The organism is Cytobacillus sp. NJ13 (genome assembly GCA_030348385.1).
GTDB lineage: Bacteria > Bacillota > Bacilli > Bacillales > Cytobacillaceae > Cytobacillus.
Window position 1 is genome coordinate 5,069,605 of record JAUCFP010000006.1, and the last position, 17,983, is coordinate 5,087,587.

Genomic DNA, 17,983 nt, shown 5'->3' on the forward strand with positions numbered 1-17,983 from the left:
TGTCCCTGACAAGTGCTTTTTTTGTAACCGAATTCATTTTGACAGCTGTGCTGGCATGGAGAATAGAAGACAAAAAGCTCACCAATTATTACCAGAGGGGAAAAGGAATGGCTAACGATTATCAGGATTTTATTCTAAATATAAAAAGAAAAACAGGAATCGATCTTTCTCTGTACAAAGAAGCACAAATGAAAAGAAGGCTCATATCATTGTATGAGAAAAAAGGCTTTAATTCATTTGGAGATTTTTTTAATGGCATAGTCAAGGATAGGGAACTCCTGAATGATTTTTTGGACAGGATGACGATAAATGTTTCTGAATTTTACCGTAATGCGCAGAGGTGGGAGGTGCTCGAAAAAAAAATCATGCCGGGGCTATTAAAGCAGAATAGGAATCTGAAAATCTGGAGCGCAGCATGCTCCACTGGTGAAGAGCCTTATACAATTGCCATGATTTTATCAAAATTGCTGCCAATATCCCAAATAAAGATTACAGCAACAGATATTGATGAAAATGCCCTGGCGAGGGCCCGGATGGGTGTATACCCTGAACGTTCGCTTAATGAAGTTCCTGAAACGATGAGACAGAAGTTCTTTGGGCGTGAAGGAAGTTACTATAAAGTATCCGAGGATATAAAAAAGACGGTAATTTTTAAAAAGCAAAATCTTCTTGCAGACGATTTTGGCGGACCGTTTGATTTAATTGTATGCAGGAACGTTCTCATTTATTTTACAGAGGAAGCTAAGGATCTGCTTTATCACAAATTCAGCAGCGCATTAAGAAAAGATGGCATATTCTTTGTTGGGAGCACTGAACAGATTTTTAACTCTGGCCGCTATCACCTGGAATCTGCTGAAACCTTCTTTTATAGAAAAGAATAAAAATAGTAACAGCATGGAGGATGGTTTTCTGCCATTCTCTTTTCTTTTGTTATTTTCCGTTTTGTAGTAGATATCTATTCGTGTTAAAATGGCTCCATTCATAAGAAGAAATAAAATATTATAGGAATTTTCAATTTTATCTATTCTTATATTTAGCATTATGTTATATTGATACATAATCCTTTAATGAGTTGAAGGGGGAAAGAGTTTTGAGATATCTTACATCTGGTGAATCTCACGGACCGCAGCTGACCACTATAATAGAAGGGCTGCCTGCAGGAATGCCGCTGATTGATTCAGATATAAATGAAGAGCTTGCCAGACGCCAGAAAGGCTATGGCAGAGGCAGAAGGATGCAAATTGAAAAGGATACAGTTCAAATAACAGCGGGGATCAGACATGGATATACATTGGGATCGCCGGTGGCACTTGTTGTTGAGAATAATGATTGGAAGCATTGGACAAAAATTATGGGTCAGGACCCTCTTAATCCTGAGGATGAGGGTGAAGTGAAGAGAAAAATATCACGTCCCCGTCCAGGCCATGCTGACTTAAATGGAGCCCTTAAATATGGGCACAGGGATATGAGGAATGTGTTGGAGCGATCTTCAGCCAGGGAAACCACCGTGAGGGTGGCAGCCGGTGCGGCTGCGAAAAAGCTCCTCTCTGAATTAGGGATAGAAGTTGCAGCACATGTTATTGAAATTGGCGGGGTTGTTTCAGGCAAGAGAGAGTATTCTTCACTAAAGGAGTTAAAAGAAATCACAGAAGATTCGCCTGTTCGCTGTCTGGATCCGGATGCCGGCCAAAAAATGATGGATGCCATTGATTCCGCGAAAGAAAATGGCGATTCCATTGGCGGAATAGTGGAGGTTATTGTTGAAGGCATGCCTCCGGGAGTTGGAAGTTATGTACACTATGACCGTAAGCTCGATTCGAAGCTAGCAGGTGCAATGGTGAGCATTAATGCTTTTAAAGGTGTTGAGTTTGGCATTGGTTTTGAGGCTGCAAGGAAGCCTGGAAGTGAAGTTCATGATGAAATTGCATGGGATCCTGAAAAAGGCTATTATCGGAAAACGAACCGGCTTGGCGGTTTAGAAGGTGGCATGACAACGGGTATGCCTATCATCGTCAGAGGAGTGATGAAACCAATTCCAACCCTCTATAAGCCCCTTAAGAGTGTCGACATTGAAACAAAGGAACCTTTCTCAGCAAGCATAGAGCGTTCTGACAGCTGTGCAGTACCGGCAGCTGCAGTCGTTGCAGAAAATGTAATTGCCTGGGAACTGGCTTCAGCCATTGTGGATCAATTTTATTCTGACCGGTTTGAAGCATTAAAAGCTTCGGTTGAACAGCAAAGAAAATTTGCGAGGGAGTTTTAATGAATCGTATTTCAATCAAAACACCCGGCAGGACCTATCCCGTCTATATAGGGGCTGGAGCAATTGAGGCATTGGGATCATATATTAAAGATACTTTTCCGGCCATGACGAATTTAATGATAATTACAGATGAAACGGTCAGGGACATACATCTGCCTGCGCTAAAAGCAGCACTTAAGGATATAGAGGCAAAAGTCTGCACAGTGCCTAGCGGGGAGAAAGCCAAAACATTTGAAGTTTACTATCAATGCTTGTCATTTGCTTTAGAACATAAGCTTGACCGAAAATCTCTTATTCTGGCGTTTGGAGGGGGAGCTGTCGGAGATTTGGGAGGTTTCGTGGCAGCCACATTTATGAGGGGGATACCCTTCATTCAGATTCCTACTACCATATTGGCGCATGATAGTGCCGTTGGGGGGAAAGTTGCCATTAACCATCCTTCAGGAAAAAATATGGTGGGGTCTTTTTATCAGCCTCAAGCCGTATTTTATGACTTAAATTTTCTTGACTCCCTTCCTCAAAAAGAGAGGCGCTCAGGGTTTGCAGAAGTAATAAAGCATAGCTTGATACATGATATGAACTTTTATTTGAGTCTTAAAAACAACATCCGCTCGCTCGATGACCTTCCTTCTGATGATTTAAGCGGGATGCTTACAAAGGGGATAGAAATCAAAGGCAGGATCGTTGCTGAGGATGAAAAGGAAGATGGTGTTCGTGCATTCTTGAATTTCGGCCATACCTTGGGTCATGCAATCGAAGCAGAAAAAGGCTATGGAGAATGGACACATGGAGAATCTGTCGCAGTAGGGATGCTATTCGCACTCCAATTAAGTAAAAAAATGCTTGACCTGCGTTTTAATGTTAACGAATTCCGGTGCTGGCTTGATCAGCTTGGCTACAAAACCGATCTCCCGGAAGATTTATCACATTCAAAACTGCTGGAACGGATGAAGCAGGATAAAAAATCAGAAGGCCAGAATGTCCGATTTGTTCTATTAAAAGAAGTGGGCAGTCCCGTTATGCACCAGGTTTCTGATGACTTGATTCTGCAGGAGCTTGCAATATTTTTAAAATAAACAAGGCAGACTTTATTACTAAGAGATAAAAAGAAAAGGCTGGTGAATCAGCTTTGGGAGGTGCTGCAAGTGATTCGAGGGGTGAGGGGAGCCGTCACCGTAGATAAGAATAGTGAATCTGAGATATTAGAAGCAACTGAGCTGCTGATCAGACAAATGATTCAGGAGAATAAGATTAAATCTGAGGATGTTGCTTCTGTATTTATATCCGTTACGGAAGAATTAACAGCAGCCTTTCCCGCAAAGGCAATGCGTTCAATAGAGGGCTGGACTTATGTTCCTGTCATGTGCATGAGGGAAATACCTGTTGAAGGGTCACTTCGGAATTGTATTAGGGTAATGATGCATGTGAATATAGATGCCCCTCAGCAGAATATCTGCCATATATATTTGCGTGAAGCCATCCAGCTTCGGCCAGATCTAAAGACCACAGACTCTCCTTAATGGAGAGTTTTATGATAATATAGGAGCAGATCAAATAATACTTTAATACGATAATAAGTAAAAGTGATGAAAAAGAGGTGGATTTGAATGAAATGGAAGGAACAGCTGTTGAATTTAACTCCTTACCAGCCGGGAAAATCAATTGATCAAGTAAAAAAGGAATACGGTCTGGATAAGATAGTTAAGCTTGCTTCAAATGAAAATCCGTTTGGGTGCTCTGAAAAAGTTCTTTTTACTATGAATCAGTCACCATCATTTTTTGCGCTGTATCCTGATGGTTATGCTTCTGAACTGCGGACGGCTCTGGCTGGACACCTAAGCATACAGGAAGATCAGCTGATTTTTGGCAACGGATCGGATGAAATTATTCAAATGATTTCCAGAGCTTTATTAAGTCCAGAAACAAATACTGTTATGGCTGCGCCAACATTCCCTCAATATAGGCATAATGCTGTAGTAGAAGGTGCCGAAATCAGAGAAATTCCATTAGTTGATGGGGGTCATGATCTTGATGGAATGCTGGCTGCTATCGATGAAAATACAGCTGTAGTGTGGGTTTGCAGTCCAAACAATCCGACAGGGAACTATGTTAATGAATCTTCATTGCTTTCCTTCCTGCAAAAGGTGCCTCGTGATGTATTGGTTGTCCTTGATGAAGCTTATTATGAATATGTTATTGCTGAGGATTACTACAATGCATTGGATTTGATCCGGAAATTCGAAAATTTGATTGTCCTGCGTACATTTTCGAAAATTTATGGCTTAGCAAGCCTTAGGGTAGGCTATGGAATTGCAGATCCTCAAACTATCAAAGCTCTTGAGCCGGTTAGGGAGCCATTCAATGTAAACAAGTTTGCTCAGGCTGCAGCTGCTGCAGCCATTGGAGATCAGAATTTTATCGAAGAGTGCAGACAGAAAAATCGGGAAGGGCTGGAACAATTCTATGCTTTCTGTGAAGCACATGGACTGGAATACTACCCTTCACAGGGAAATTTCATTTTAATCAACTTTAACGCCGATTCAAATGAAGTGTTTCAATTTTTACTTGAAAAAGGGTATATCGTCCGTTCCGGCGAAGCACTTGGCTTCCAGGGATATGTCCGTGTCACAGTAGGTTCCAAGGAACAGAATGATGGTGTGCTTGCCGCGATGGATCAATACCTTGCAAAGCAGGCTGCAGCATTGTAGGCAATATTGGAGCTCTTAGTATTAATACTTTTTTGATATCCATTCAGAGGCACAGGGCTGCCTCTGAATTATTTTTAATAAAGGCGGTGAGAGGATGAGAGGGAAAATCTTTATTATCGGCCTTGGTTTGATCGGCGGTTCATTGGCATTATCAATAAAAAGAAGCCATAGTGAGAGCATGATCATCGGCTTTGATGTAAATAAAGAGCAGGGACGCCTTGCTGAAATGCTTGGGGTCGCAGATGGAATTTCTGCTACTATTGAAGATGGGGCAAGGGACGCCGATTTAATTTTAATAGCTGCTCCTGTGCAGGAAACGCAAAAAATTATACATATTTTAAAAGAGTGTGAACTGAAAAGCACGGTCATCATTTCGGATGCAGGCAGCACTAAAAATGGAATTGTCAGCTGTGCTAAGGTACTGAAGGAAAAAGGAATTGCTTTTATCGGAGGCCACCCGATGGCAGGCTCCCATAAGAGCGGTGTCACAGCAGCAAAAGCATTGCTTTTTGAAAATGCCTTTTATCTGCTCACTCCTGAAGATCATATTTCCCCGGAAGAGATTGAAAGGTTAAAAGAATGGCTCTCAGGGACGAGAGCAAAATTTCTGACCATATCGCCTGAAGAACATGATTATATAACTGGTATCGTGAGCCATTTCCCGCACATGGTGGCTGCTTCTCTTGTCCATCAGGCAGAAAAAACAAGCCGTTCGCAAAAGCTTATTCCAAGACTGGCTGCTGGCGGATTCAGGGATATTACCAGGATTGCCTCCAGCAGCCCTGCAATGTGGAGAGATATCCTGCTTCAGAATAAAGAAGTGCTGCTTAAGTTAATGGAGGATTGGCAGGAAGAAATGGAGAATGTTAAATCAATCCTCAAGCAAGAAAACAGTGAGGGCATTTTTGAGTATTTTTCCAGTGCAAAACTGTTCAGGGATGAACTGCCGCAAAAAGAAAAAGGGGCAATTCCGGCATTTTATGATCTCTTCGTCGATGTTCCTGACTACCCTGGTGTCATTTCAGAAATCACTGGATATTTAGCCAAGGAAGAAATCAGCATTACGAATATCAGAATTCTGGAAACAAGAGAAGAAATTTACGGTGTCCTGGTTATCAGCTTTCAAACTGAAGAGGACCGGGAACGGGCAATAAATTGCTTAGAGCGATATACAAGCTATGAAACAACCATCGGTCTATAGGGCAGGAGGAAAGACATTTATAAACCAGCAAAGGGTGATTAATATGATTCCGGCAAATTTGAGGACAAATCTTAAAGGATTAAGCGGAGAAATTGCGGTACCAGGTGATAAATCCATATCTCATCGATCTGTAATGTTTGGATCAATTGCAAAGGGAAAGACTGTTGTAACCAATTTTCTGCTTGGTGAGGACTGTTTAAGTACGATTGCATGCTTTCAAAAGCTGGGAGTATCTATTGAACAGGAAGGCAATAAAGTCATAATTATGGGGCAGGGGATGGAAGGATTACAGGAGCCTGAAGATATTTTGGATGTTGGCAATTCCGGTACGACCATTCGTCTTATGATGGGAATCCTGGCTGGCCGTCCGTTCCATTCGGTCCTTGTCGGGGATGAATCAATAGCCAAAAGGCCAATGACAAGAGTTACTGCGCCACTAAGTTTATTCGGAGCGAAGATTAATGGCAGGAAGAATGGAGAGTTTACTCCTTTATCAGTAATTGGAGGACCTCTGACAGGGGTAAAGTATGAGCTTCCTGTTGCGAGTGCACAGGTAAAATCATCGCTGCTCTTTGCCGGTCTGCAGGCCAGCGGGGAAACAGTCATTATTGAACCTGTGAAGACGCGTGATCATACCGAGAGAATGATTAAGCAATTTGGCGGGGAAGCTGCGGCAGATGGGCATACCATTCGGATTAAAGGCGGACAAACACTAACAGGGACAGAAATTCATGTTCCTGGCGATATATCTTCTGCTGCCTTCTTTCTGGCTGCAGGAGCCATTGTGCCTAATAGTGAGATTAAATTGAAAAACGTCGGGCTGAACCCTACAAGGACCGGCATCCTTGAAGTATTGCAGCAGATGGGTGCAAATATTAGCATTGAGCCATATGAAAATGGATTAGCCGAGCCTGCAGGAGATATTACCATTAGAACATCTGACCTTAAAGGAACTGTTATCGAAGGGGCGCTCATTCCCCGGCTTATCGATGAAATTCCTATTATTGCCCTGCTCGCAACACAGGCAGAAGGAGAAACAGTAATCAAGGATGCAGAAGAACTTAAGGTCAAGGAAACGAATCGCATTGACACGGTTGTCAATGAACTGTCAAAGCTTGGAGCCGATATTACTGCTACAGAAGATGGAATGGTGATCAGAGGGAGATCATCCCTTTCAGGAGGAACTGTTTCAAGCCATGGGGACCATCGAATCGGCATGATGCTTGCGATTGCAGCTGCCATTTCAAAGGAGGAAGTTCAGCTTCATCAGAAAGAAGCTATTTCTGTATCCTATCCGTCGTTTTTCGAGCATTTTGAAAGCCTTATTTCATAATCGTAAAAAAGAGCTGTTTTCCTGCAGCTCTTTTTCTATTCAATCAGTCATATTTATGTAAAAAATTCATAGCTTGTCATAAGACCGTTTAAGAGGGTGGTTTTATGACTTATATTATTGAGAATGCAAATATTTTAAAGGAAGACAAGCTGTTAAAAACATCACTGCTTATCAAGAATAATGAGATTTCACTGATGCAGGCAGAAATGAAAAGGTTTCAGTTTGCCAGAATGGATGTTGCTGCATTTATTATGGCTGCAGGATTTGTGGTTCTGGATACATCTATACCGCTGGAAAAACCTTTTTCTGAACTCAAAGAGTATTATATAAGGGAGTTCCTATTAAAAGGCTGTACAGCCTTCCTGACAGCCGCACCTGTAACACATGAATATTCCATGAAGAGTGACCTGAAATGCTTTAAGGCAGGTTTGTTAAGCAGCCCAATCGACTATATTATTGGTGTTAAGATTCCTGTCCGTCTCCTCACACCTTCTTTTATGAGAAGATGCAAGAGGGAAAGGGTTCCTGTTGTTTTTGTTGAAATACAGGATTCAAAGGAGCTTGAAACTGTACCATGGGGGTGGCTGCGGGAAGCCATGTTTCCTTATAATTGCCCGCTTGCCCCTATCTTTGCATGCAGGAACGAAAAGGAGAAAAGCAGAATTAATACATTATGGAAAAAACTGATGCAGGAGCAGAAAATTCCTTCCATGCCAAGTGAGCTGAACGAACACGAACCGCTATCCCGGTCAGTCCTATCCAAAGCAGGAATTTACCCGTTAAAAGGAAATATCCATCAGGGTAGTGAAGTCAGTTATAATTTATATGAAAAACCTGGAGAAGGTCTTACCATTGAAGAATCACAGCTGTTTCATTATCATAGAGATAAACTTGCTGTCTCTGTACTGAGGGGAAATGTGATACGAGCCGGACAGGAAGTGATTTTTCGTTCAGGGTCCGGCGAGCATGTTAAAATCAGTACACCAGCCTACTTTAAAATAGCCGATTAGCATTCGAAAGGAATTTAGTATGGATAAAGTAAATAAAATCATTACTCTTTTAGAAAACGGTCATCACGAAGAAGCATTGGAGAGCTATCAGCAAATACTGCTGGATGGTGCACATGAAGAAAGGTTCCTGCTGGCGGAAGAACTGTTCCAGTATGGGTTCCTTGAGGAATCAAAAGCATTATATGAACGTCTTCTGGAAGCATATCCGGAAGAAGGGGAACTGCTCGTTCTGTTAGCTGAAACACATATTGATCTGGGAAATGAAGAGGAAGCCATCCTCGTCCTTGAAAGAATAAATGAGCGTGATCCAAGCTTTCCGCAGTCGCTTCTCCTATTAGCAGATTTGTACCAAATGGATGGTCTATTCGAGGTCAGCGAACAAAAACTGCTGAAAGCAAAAGAAATATTGCCTGATGAAGTAATTGTAGATTTTGCTTTGGGGGAACTTTATGCAGAGCAGGGAAGATTCCTGGAAGCAAAACGGATTTACGAAATTGTTCTCGGGAAAGAGGAAGTTATTGCAGGTATAAATGTAAATCAGAGAATGGCGGATATTCTCAGCGCAGGAGGAGCATTTGAAGATGCCCTTCCATATTACGAAAAAGCGCTTGATGATAAACTGGAGATTAATACCCTTTTCAGCTATGCTTTTACAGCGCTGCAAGCTGGCTTTAACCGTACAGCAATTGAAAAATTGACAGAACTGAAGGAACTGGACCCCGAGTATCATTCACTGTATTTATACCTTGCCCAGGCATACGAGCGGGAGGAAGAGGCTGGAAAAGGCCTTGAAGCGGTAAAGGAAGGCATAAAACAGGACGAGTTTAATAAAGAACTATTCTTCTATGGCGGTAAGCTCGCCTTGAAAAATGGCAATGAAAAAGAAGCGGAAGATATGTTCAGGCAGGCTCTTGCACTGGATCCCGAATATGTCCAGGCAGCCATTTATTTAAATAGACTTCTTCTCCAGCATGAAAGATATGAAGATGTAATCGAGATCACTGATATTTTAAACGAGCTTGAAGAGCCGCAGCTTATATGGGATTCAGCTGTTGCCTTTCAGCATACTGAAGAATATTCAGAGGCATTAAACAAATATCAGCTTGCATATACTTTCTTTAAACAGCAGCCTGATTTTCTTTCAGATTACGGATATTTTTTAGCAGAGGAAGGAAAAAGGGAAGAGGCTGCCGAAATTTTTAATACACTAATCAAACTGGAGCCAGGCAATGAAGAGTATCTCGATGTTCTGGAAAGACTCACAGATGATTTTCTTGCTTAAATGAGGAAGCTGCTTTTTATAAGCGAATGGTGCCCTTATTGTAATTTCAGTTAGGCCAAATTTGTCTGTAAGCAGAGGAGGGAATCAAAAATGGCGACCCCTGTATCTGTCAACGAGAAGAAAGATTTTATCCGCTGGTTTTTAAACCATTATCAGCTCAAAAGAAGAGAATGCGTATGGATTCTCAATTATTTGATGAGCCATGACCAGCTTATGGAGAAAGTGCATTTTGTGGAGCAGGCACAGTATTGTCCAAGAGGCCTGATCATGTCCACCCATTGTGTGGATGAAGTTCCTTTCCGTTTTTACAAAGAGAATGTAATGACCACAGACGCGGAGAAGTCCTTCCATGATATCCGCTTAAACAGGGATGAAGAGATTTACATTCAGCTTAATTTCAATGCTTCCAACAAGGCCCATCAGTATGCAGCTGTCATGGAGGAAAACCCCTTTATGCCAAAAACACTCCAGATTAATGAAAAGGACCGCCTGATCGCGGAAAGGTTCCTGACAGAAAGCCTTGAGAAATTTAGAAGAGAAAAACTCCTTGAGCTGATTGATGAAGCATTGGATAAGCAGGATAAAAAAGCTTTTAACATTTTGACTCAGCAGCTGAATAAAATAGAAACAACCTAAGCCTTGCTTTTATTAAAGCAGGGCTCTTATTTTGTCAGAGTCCTTATAGCGTAATCTGATTTGAAGCACTCTAATCATTAATGATATATTAAGGGAGGCAAATATATGTAATGGAGTGAATGATATGAAATGGGTATCACAGGATATCGAAATGTTCCTTAAAGAAAAGCAATATGTAGACACTGCAGTTCTGCCGCTCCTTCCAATATCATTTGGCGATGATATCAAACAGTCTGTAGCTATGACAGAATTTATATCGCTTCTAAGTGTGCAGCTTGAACGGCAATTCAGAGGCCGTCTGATCATGCTTCCTGGCTATGCCTATTTGAAATCAGCAGGGGAAGACAGCCTCCTCAGCAACTTGGGAAAATGGGAAGCAGAATTGAAGGCACAGGGATTTAAGCATATATTCCTTCTAACTTCAGATAGCATGTGGAAATCACTTGAAGAACGTTTGGAAGGAGGTTTGATTTGGCTGCCATCCCTGCCTCTTGAGCATATGGATGAAAACTATCGAAATTCCATTCTTGATGACCAGGTGAAGCAGCTGTTGAATTTATTCGTGCAAAAGTGGCAAAATGGTGAATAGTGTGAATGTTGAGTCGCTCTATTTACATGTTTCGCCAAAGGATTATATTGACCTTACATAAAGATTGATATATCATTGTTATGTCCTAGTTTTATATTGTGTTGAATTTTGTCCGTTGGACTTAACTTCATAATAGAGGGGGGAAAAGTATGAGCAAAAATCGAGTTTCTAGACGTCAATTCCTAAACTATACACTTACTGGTGTAGGCGGTTTCATGGCAGCTGGCATGCTGATGCCGATGGTCCGTTTTGCGGTCGATCCTGTATTGCAGGCAGCTGGTGAGAGTGATTTTATCCCAACAAAGCAAAAAGTGGCTGAAATTACTGAAACGCCAACAAGGGTTGATTACACATTTGAACAGCAGGATGCTTGGTACACATCCGAAGTTACCGGCACTGCTTGGGTTTATAAGGATGAAAAAGGTGAAATTGTAGCATTGTCTCCAGTATGTAAGCATTTAGGGTGCGTAGTTGACTGGAATACTGACAAATCAAATCCTGATCATTTCTTCTGCCCTTGCCATGGCGGCCTTTATACAAAGGATGGGACAAACGTTCCAGGTACACCGCCGGTTGCAGCGCTAGATGTATTTCCTTACACAGAAAAAGACGGCTTTTTGTATTTAGGCAAGGCTGAACCGCGAAAGGAGGCGTAATAATTGTTAAACAAAATTTATGATTGGGTAGATGAACGATTAGATATTACGCCGATTTGGCGGGATATTGCCGACCACGAAGTTCCTGAGCATGTAAACCCTGCACATCATTTCTCTGCATTCGTTTACTGTTTTGGCGGTCTGACGTTCTTTGTAACTGTAATTCAAATTTTATCCGGTATGTTCCTGACAATGTATTATGTTCCGGATATTAAAAATGCATGGGAATCCGTGTATTATCTTCAGAACCATGTTGCATTTGGACAAATTGTCCGCGGAATGCACCACTGGGGAGCAAGTTTGGTAATCGTAATGATGTTCCTACATACGTTACGTGTTTTCTTCCAGGGAGCTTATAAGAAGCCCCGTGAATTAAACTGGGTTGTCGGAGTGCTTATTTTCTTCATTATGCTTGCACTCGGACTTACAGGTTACTTATTGCCTTGGGATATGAAAGCCCTTTTCGCTACAAAAGTAACAATCCAGATCGTAGAATCAACTCCGCTGATTGGAGAATATCTGAAAATACTTATTGCTGGATCTTCTGATATTGTCGGCGCTCAGACGATCACCCGATTCTTTGCCATCCATGTATTCTTCTTACCGGCTGCACTATTCGGGTTAATGGCTGCCCACTTCATTATGATTCGTAAACAGGGTATTTCAGGACCGTTGTAAGAAATAATTTTTTTGATCATTGCAAAAGGAGGGGAAATCGCCCAATGCATCGTGGTAAAGGTATGAAATTCGTAGGTGACTCTCGTGTTCCTGCAGAACGCAAACCGAATATCCCGAAAGACTATTCGGAATATCCAGGAAAAACAGAAGCATTCTGGCCAAACTTCCTATTAAAGGAATGGATGGTAGGGGCTGTATTCCTTATCGGTTTCCTATGCTTGACAATTGCGCATGAGCCGCCATTAGAAAAAATTGCTGATCCTAGTGATACAGCTTATATCCCGCTGCCAGACTGGTACTTCCTATTCTTGTACCAGCTTCTGAAATACAGCTATGCTTCTGGACCTTATAATGCAATCGGTGCTTTCATTATTCCGGGTCTTGCATTCGGAGCTTTGCTGCTTGCACCATTCATAGACCGCGGACCTGAACGCCGTCCGTCCAAGCGTCCTTTAGCAACTGGCTTCATGTTATTGGCTCTAGCCGGCATCACTTTCCTGACTTGGGAGTCTGTTGCACACCATGACTGGGAAGCTGCCGCACAGCAAGGTAAGATTGTGGCTGAAGTAGAGTTTGATAAAGAGGATGAAGGCTACAAGATTTTTGAAGCGAACGGCTGTATTTCCTGCCACGGAGGAGATCTTCAGGGTGGAGCAGGTTCACCTGCACTTGTTGACACTGGGTTAACACCTGAAGAAGTTTCTGACATTGCTAAAAACGGTAAAGGCGCTATGCCTCCAGGAATGTTCAAAGGCACTGATGAAGAACTTCAGAAGCTTGCTGAGTTTATTTCTGGCCTTGAAAGCAAATAATTTGTAAAGAAGCTGGCATTGCCAGCTTCTTTTTTATGCACATAAATTGTTCAGTTTTTTTACAGGCATTTGGTGTGGTAAAATAATGAAATAATCGTGTACATAGAGAAGGAGAACAAAATATGAAATGGATCTATCCTTTATTAGGCAGCAGAGCTATGCTGATACTGCTTCTGATCATTAACACGGCAGGCACAATTTATGGGTATATATGGTATAAGTGGCAGCTTGTTGATACACCGCCAATTTTCTTGCCTTTCGTACCGGACAGTCCTACAGCGAGCCTGTTTTTTATGTTTGTGCTAATCGCCTTTCTATTGGGTAAAAATTGGCCGCTGTTTGAAGCATTAGCTATAGTGACCCTTATTAAATACGGAATTTGGGCTGTGGTTATGAATTTGCTCGTTTTTCAGGTGACAGGTGAAATGGATCCTGTTGCTCTCATGCTGATCTTCTCGCATGGTGCAATGGCAGTTCAGGGCGTTCTGTATGCACCTTTCTACCGTTTTAAAGTATGGCATCTTGTCTTAACAGGAATCTGGACTCTTCATAATGATGTAATTGATTACGTCTTTTTCATGCTGCCGCGCTATCCTATTTTAGATCTTTACACACCGCAAATCGGCTATTTTACATTTTGGCTCAGTCTTTTTTCATTAGGGACCGCTTATTACTTCGTCTTAAGAAAGAATCGGTTTAGTCTGGATATAGTGAAATAGTGCTTCGATTGTCCTGATCCAAATCATTGAGTGTATTGGTTCCTCGTTTGTTTGAAAGAAATAACCTGGCTGACGGAATTATTTTCTGGTCTAACCTTGTCCCTCTTTTCATATTTATCTAATAGTAATTTGAGGGGGGACAAGTTTAATGAGGCGAAAAGTAATCGCATTCTTATTCATTATTATGTTATTGCCAGGAATGGTGTCTGCAGATAAGACAACACAAATAGATAAATTAGATCAATTATCTAATGAAGCCTTACAGATGGTTAAACTCCATAGGTATGAGGATGCCAAGAAGCTTTTGGAGTATTTTTCCGAGCAATTTGTTGCAGTGAATGGCAAGGAAAGGCCATTTACAATGGACGAACTGCGGATTATTACCGTCTCTCATGATGATGCTGTACAAGCTGCTGTCAATACATCAATGAGCCATGAAGAAAGGCTGAATCATGCAACAAAATTCCGCCTTGTAATGGATGCAATCTCCTCAAAATATCAGCCTTTATGGACCGAAATGGAGAAGCCGATTATGACGGTATTTGGAGAAGTTAAGGAAGCCGCATACAGCGGAAATAACGAGAACTTTCATTCACATTTGAATTCCTTTTTGTCTCTATATGAGGTTATTTATCCCAGTTTAAAAATTGATGTTGATGCAGAAAAGGTACAAAAACTGAACGCCCGCATTAATTTTATCGATCACTATCGACCGCAGGTGCTTTCCCAGCAGGCAAGTCAGCAGGAACTCGCTGCATTGGAAAATGATCTGCAGACAATCTTTGATGAAATGACAGAAGATGAAACAGATCCATCCCTATGGTGGGTGATCATTTCAACAGGGAGCATTATCATCATTACATTATCTTACGTAGGCTGGAGAAAATATAAGGGAGACAGAGCAAGACAAAAAAATCGATCTTAAGTACAAAAAGAATAATTGAGGTCTTTTTCCGTTTTGCCATAAAGGGAAAGGGGAAAAAGATAGTTAGAACGAATCGTATGCTGGAGATATGAAAGCCAGCGGTTAAAATTCAACATGATCAGCTTGATGGGAGGTTATAAAATGGGAGGATATCTCATTTACTTTGCAATAATTATTCTTGTTCCGCTTTGGGCGCAAATGAAAGTAAAGGGAGCTTACAGCAAATATTCAAAAGTTCCTTCATCCACGCAAATGAGAGGTGCTGAAGTAGCCAGAAGAATTCTGGATGAAAATGGCTTATTTAACGTTGGCGTGGAGGAAACCAGGGGACATTTAACAGACCATTATGATCCGCGTTCTAAGACTGTCAGGCTATCAGCAGCAAATTATCACGGCCATTCAGTTGCAGCTGCGGCCATTGCGGCCCATGAGGTTGGCCATGCAATTCAGGATAATCAGGATTACGCTTTCCTGCGTTTTCGCCATGCGCTGGTGCCTGTTGCGAATCTTGGTTCAAACTTCTCCTGGATTCTGATCATAATCGGTTTTTTTGCAGGGTTGAGCGGAATGGTGCTGTTGGGAATTATCTTTATGGCAGCTGCAGTGGTATTCCAGGTCATCACTCTTCCAGTGGAGTTCAATGCTTCTAATCGTGCGATGGATCAGGTAGTGTCACTCGGAATTATCAGAAACGATGAAGAGAGAGAAACTAAAAAAGTTTTGAATGCAGCTGCATTGACATATGTGGCGGCAGCAGCTGTTGCTGTGCTTGAATTGCTTCGCTTAATCCTTATTTACACAGGTATGACAAGATCGGAGTAGGAAAAGCCGCTGGCGCCTGGAGCTAGATAGTAAAAAAAGCCGGCTAGCTGGCTTTTTTTTTGCCCAAAAAAGAGATGTTCATTATAACATCTCCTGGAATTATTTTTTAGCGTTCAACCGGCTTTTTATTTTCATCCAAAGTAAAGCCTTCCCCCAGTACGTCATGGACAGCTGTAACCGAAACAAATGCATGAGGATCAACAGCTGTAATGACATTTTTCAACCGGACAATTTCATTACGGCCAACTACACAATAGAGCACTTCCCGCTCTTTCTTGGTGAAGGAGCCGTGGCCTTTTAACACAGTGACACCCCGGTCCATCTCTTTCATGATTTTATCGGCAATGGCATCATTTTGTTCGGAAATAATCATCGCTCCCCTTGCTGCATAGGCGCCCTCTTGCATAAAATCGATTACTTTGGCACCGATAAAAACAGCAACAAGAGTATACATTGCTTCCCTATAATCCAAATATGTAATTAAAGAAAGTGCTATAACAAAAAAGTCAAAAATGAACATCGTCTTTCCCATGCTGACCCCTGCGTACTTATGAGCAAGCCTCGCGATTATATCCACTCCGCCTGTTGTGCCCCCATACCTGAAAATGGTCCCTAGGCCAATTCCGATAAAGACTCCGGCGAATAGAGAAGCAAGAGTTAAATCCTCTTTTAAAGGCATTTCGATCTGGTACCGCTGAAAAATCCATAAGAAAATGGATACACCGACCGTTCCGATGATCGTGTAAACAAAAACGTTCCTGCCAAGAAGTTTCCACCCTATAAAGAATAGTGGGATATTTAGCAGCAAGTTTGTATAAGATGGGTCCCACTTGAAAAGGAAATATAAGAGCAGCGTTATCCCGGTGAATCCGCCTTCAGCCAAATTATTCTGCATATTAAAATGAACAAGGCCCCACGAAAAAATGGCCGCACCAAGCAAAATGAAAAAAATATTTTTAAACTTTAACCCAAAAAGCATATTATCCCTCCACTGCCTGAATATCACAATACCAAAGCGTATCTAATTATATAAGATACAGAATATAAGAGCAATGACCTTTCCGGACAAGAATGCACAGGGGAATCAATTAAGCGCGATGATAAAAAATATTTGTAAAATAGCCGATCTTTAGCTTAACATGAAAAGTGATAATCTCCGTATATAGATACACCTATTAAAAGCAGAGGTGAAATAAATGCAAACATCAAAAACAATCAAAGAAATGCAAACAGAAGTAGACTCATACATAAGCCAATTTAAAGAAGGTTATTTCAGTCCATTGGCCATGCTGGCAAGAATGACTGAAGAACTTGGGGAACTATCCAGGGAAGTGAACCATCACTATGGTGAAAAACCTAAAAAATCCACCGAAGAAGAAAAGGCTATCGAAGAAGAGCTTGGAGATATGCTCTTTGTTCTAATATGCTTTGCTAATTCCTTAAATATTGACTTGGAAGAAGCGCACGATCGTGTCATGAAAAAATTCAGCACACGGGATAAAGACAGATGGACAAGAATTGAGGAATAGAAGGAGAGAGGACAATGGAAAAAGTAAAAGTTGTTATAGCGGGACCGCGGGGGCGAATGGGAAGCGAAGCAGTCCAGCTCGTTAATCGTATAGAAAACTATGAAATAGCTGCTGTAATCGACCATAAAAATGGCGGGGGCTATCTTGGCGATTTTGAAGGATTCTCACAATTTGGCCAAGTTCCGGTATACACAGATCTTGCTCTGTGCTTTCAGGAACTAAAACCGGATGTGCTTATCGATTTGACCACTCCGGAAGTAGGAATGTTCCACACAAAAACAGCCCTGGAGTACGGTGTAAGGCCAGTTGTTGGAACAACAGGCTTCTCGAAGGAAAATCTGAAAGAGCTTGAAGAACTTTGCCAGGAAAAAGGAATCGGCTGCATTATCGCCCCAAACTTTGCACTTGGTGCTGTATTAATGATGAAATTCTCACAATTGGCAGGAAGATATTTTAACGATGTGGAAATTATAGAGCTGCACCATGACCAGAAATTGGATGCTCCATCAGGGACTGCAGTGAAAACAGCAGAAATGATTGCTGATGTAAGAGCAAAAAAGGAGCAGGGGCACTCACAGGAAAAGGAGACGATTCCTGGTGCAAGAGGCGCAAATTTTGATGGCATGCATATACACTCTGTACGGCTTCCTGGCCTGATTGCTCATCAGCAGGTAATGTTCGGTTCGGAGGGACAAACATTGACCATCCGTCATGACTCCTATAACAGGGCTTCCTTTATGTCTGGAGTAAAGCTTGCTGTTGATACTGTTTTAAAAATTGATACTCTCGTCTACGGCCTCGAAAATATTATCGATTAGAA

Annotated in this window: 20 protein-coding genes; 19 read left to right on the forward strand and 1 reads right to left on the reverse strand. The window is 41.7% G+C overall.

Annotated features, from left to right (window positions below; all coding sequences use genetic code 11):
* The first annotated feature begins 107 nt into the window (after nucleotides 1-107).
* The 17 genes from QUF73_25100 (at nucleotide 108) to QUF73_25180 (ending at nucleotide 15,634) form a co-directional block, all read left to right on the forward strand.
* Complete coding sequence (locus QUF73_25100) at nucleotides 108-881, forward strand: protein-glutamate O-methyltransferase CheR (protein MDM5229393.1); 774 nt, start codon at nucleotides 108-110, stop codon at nucleotides 879-881.
* A 209-nt stretch (nucleotides 882-1,090) separates the two neighbouring features.
* The gene (aroC, locus tag QUF73_25105) at nucleotides 1,091-2,263 is read left to right on the forward strand and encodes a chorismate synthase (protein ID MDM5229394.1); all 1,173 of its coding nucleotides are present in this window, start codon (nucleotides 1,091-1,093) and stop codon (nucleotides 2,261-2,263) included.
* The gene (aroB, locus tag QUF73_25110) at nucleotides 2,263-3,339 is read left to right on the forward strand and encodes a 3-dehydroquinate synthase (protein ID MDM5229395.1); all 1,077 of its coding nucleotides are present in this window, start codon (nucleotides 2,263-2,265) and stop codon (nucleotides 3,337-3,339) included. Before aroC ends, aroB begins: the two co-directional genes overlap by 1 nt.
* A gap of 69 nt (nucleotides 3,340-3,408) precedes the next feature.
* Nucleotides 3,409-3,783 (forward strand): chorismate mutase, encoded by a 375-nt coding sequence (aroH, locus tag QUF73_25115; protein MDM5229396.1) that lies wholly within the window; start codon nucleotides 3,409-3,411, stop codon nucleotides 3,781-3,783.
* Nucleotides 3,784-3,870: 87 nt separating this feature from the next.
* Nucleotides 3,871-4,971 carry a histidinol-phosphate transaminase gene (gene hisC / locus QUF73_25120; protein MDM5229397.1) on the forward strand — a complete coding sequence of 367 codons (1,101 nt, stop codon included), beginning with the start codon at nucleotides 3,871-3,873 and terminating at the stop codon, nucleotides 4,969-4,971.
* A gap of 94 nt (nucleotides 4,972-5,065) precedes the next feature.
* Complete coding sequence (locus QUF73_25125; protein MDM5229398.1) at nucleotides 5,066-6,172, forward strand: prephenate dehydrogenase; 1,107 nt, start codon at nucleotides 5,066-5,068, stop codon at nucleotides 6,170-6,172.
* Nucleotides 6,173-6,215: 43 nt separating this feature from the next.
* Entirely contained in the window at nucleotides 6,216-7,505 is a 1,290-nt protein-coding gene (gene aroA, locus QUF73_25130; GenBank protein MDM5229399.1) for a 3-phosphoshikimate 1-carboxyvinyltransferase, read from the forward strand.
* Between the two features lie 104 nt (nucleotides 7,506-7,609).
* Entirely contained in the window at nucleotides 7,610-8,515 is a 906-nt protein-coding gene (locus QUF73_25135) for a hypothetical protein (protein MDM5229400.1), read from the forward strand.
* A 19-nt stretch (nucleotides 8,516-8,534) separates the two neighbouring features.
* Nucleotides 8,535-9,797 (forward strand): tetratricopeptide repeat protein, encoded by a 1,263-nt coding sequence (locus tag QUF73_25140; protein MDM5229401.1) that lies wholly within the window; start codon nucleotides 8,535-8,537, stop codon nucleotides 9,795-9,797.
* A gap of 90 nt (nucleotides 9,798-9,887) precedes the next feature.
* Nucleotides 9,888-10,433 (forward strand): ReoY family proteolytic degradation factor, encoded by a 546-nt coding sequence (locus QUF73_25145; protein MDM5229402.1) that lies wholly within the window; start codon nucleotides 9,888-9,890, stop codon nucleotides 10,431-10,433.
* Between the two features lie 124 nt (nucleotides 10,434-10,557).
* The gene (locus tag QUF73_25150) at nucleotides 10,558-11,022 is read left to right on the forward strand and encodes a YpiF family protein (protein MDM5229403.1); all 465 of its coding nucleotides are present in this window, start codon (nucleotides 10,558-10,560) and stop codon (nucleotides 11,020-11,022) included.
* A gap of 149 nt (nucleotides 11,023-11,171) precedes the next feature.
* Nucleotides 11,172-11,678 carry a ubiquinol-cytochrome c reductase iron-sulfur subunit gene (locus QUF73_25155; GenBank protein MDM5229404.1) on the forward strand — a complete coding sequence of 169 codons (507 nt, stop codon included), beginning with the start codon at nucleotides 11,172-11,174 and terminating at the stop codon, nucleotides 11,676-11,678.
* Between the two features lie 3 nt (nucleotides 11,679-11,681).
* Entirely contained in the window at nucleotides 11,682-12,356 is a 675-nt protein-coding gene (locus QUF73_25160; GenBank protein ID MDM5229405.1) for a cytochrome b6, read from the forward strand.
* 44 nt (nucleotides 12,357-12,400) lie between these two features.
* Entirely contained in the window at nucleotides 12,401-13,168 is a 768-nt protein-coding gene (locus QUF73_25165) for a c-type cytochrome (GenBank protein MDM5229406.1), read from the forward strand.
* Nucleotides 13,169-13,290: 122 nt separating this feature from the next.
* Nucleotides 13,291-13,887: a DUF1405 domain-containing protein gene (locus QUF73_25170; GenBank protein MDM5229407.1), complete on the forward strand. Its 597-nt coding sequence runs from the start codon at nucleotides 13,291-13,293 to the stop codon at nucleotides 13,885-13,887.
* A gap of 148 nt (nucleotides 13,888-14,035) precedes the next feature.
* Nucleotides 14,036-14,812: a sporulation protein YpjB gene (gene ypjB, locus QUF73_25175; protein MDM5229408.1), complete on the forward strand. Its 777-nt coding sequence runs from the start codon at nucleotides 14,036-14,038 to the stop codon at nucleotides 14,810-14,812.
* A 141-nt stretch (nucleotides 14,813-14,953) separates the two neighbouring features.
* Entirely contained in the window at nucleotides 14,954-15,634 is a 681-nt protein-coding gene (locus QUF73_25180; GenBank protein MDM5229409.1) for a zinc metallopeptidase, read from the forward strand.
* Nucleotides 15,635-15,740: 106 nt separating this feature from the next.
* Here QUF73_25180 and QUF73_25185 read toward each other — a convergent pair whose 3' ends face one another.
* A complete protein-coding gene (locus tag QUF73_25185; GenBank protein MDM5229410.1) occupies nucleotides 15,741-16,613 on the reverse strand; it encodes a YitT family protein in 873 nt (290 codons plus the stop codon).
* Nucleotides 16,614-16,830: 217 nt separating this feature from the next.
* Between QUF73_25185 and QUF73_25190 the strand changes: the two genes are divergently transcribed.
* The gene (locus tag QUF73_25190; protein ID MDM5229411.1) at nucleotides 16,831-17,163 is read left to right on the forward strand and encodes a nucleotide pyrophosphohydrolase; all 333 of its coding nucleotides are present in this window, start codon (nucleotides 16,831-16,833) and stop codon (nucleotides 17,161-17,163) included.
* A 14-nt stretch (nucleotides 17,164-17,177) separates the two neighbouring features.
* Nucleotides 17,178-17,981, forward strand: coding sequence for a 4-hydroxy-tetrahydrodipicolinate reductase (gene dapB / locus QUF73_25195; GenBank protein MDM5229412.1), 804 nt, complete (start codon nucleotides 17,178-17,180; stop codon nucleotides 17,979-17,981).
* Nucleotides 17,982-17,983: the final 2 nt, after the last annotated feature.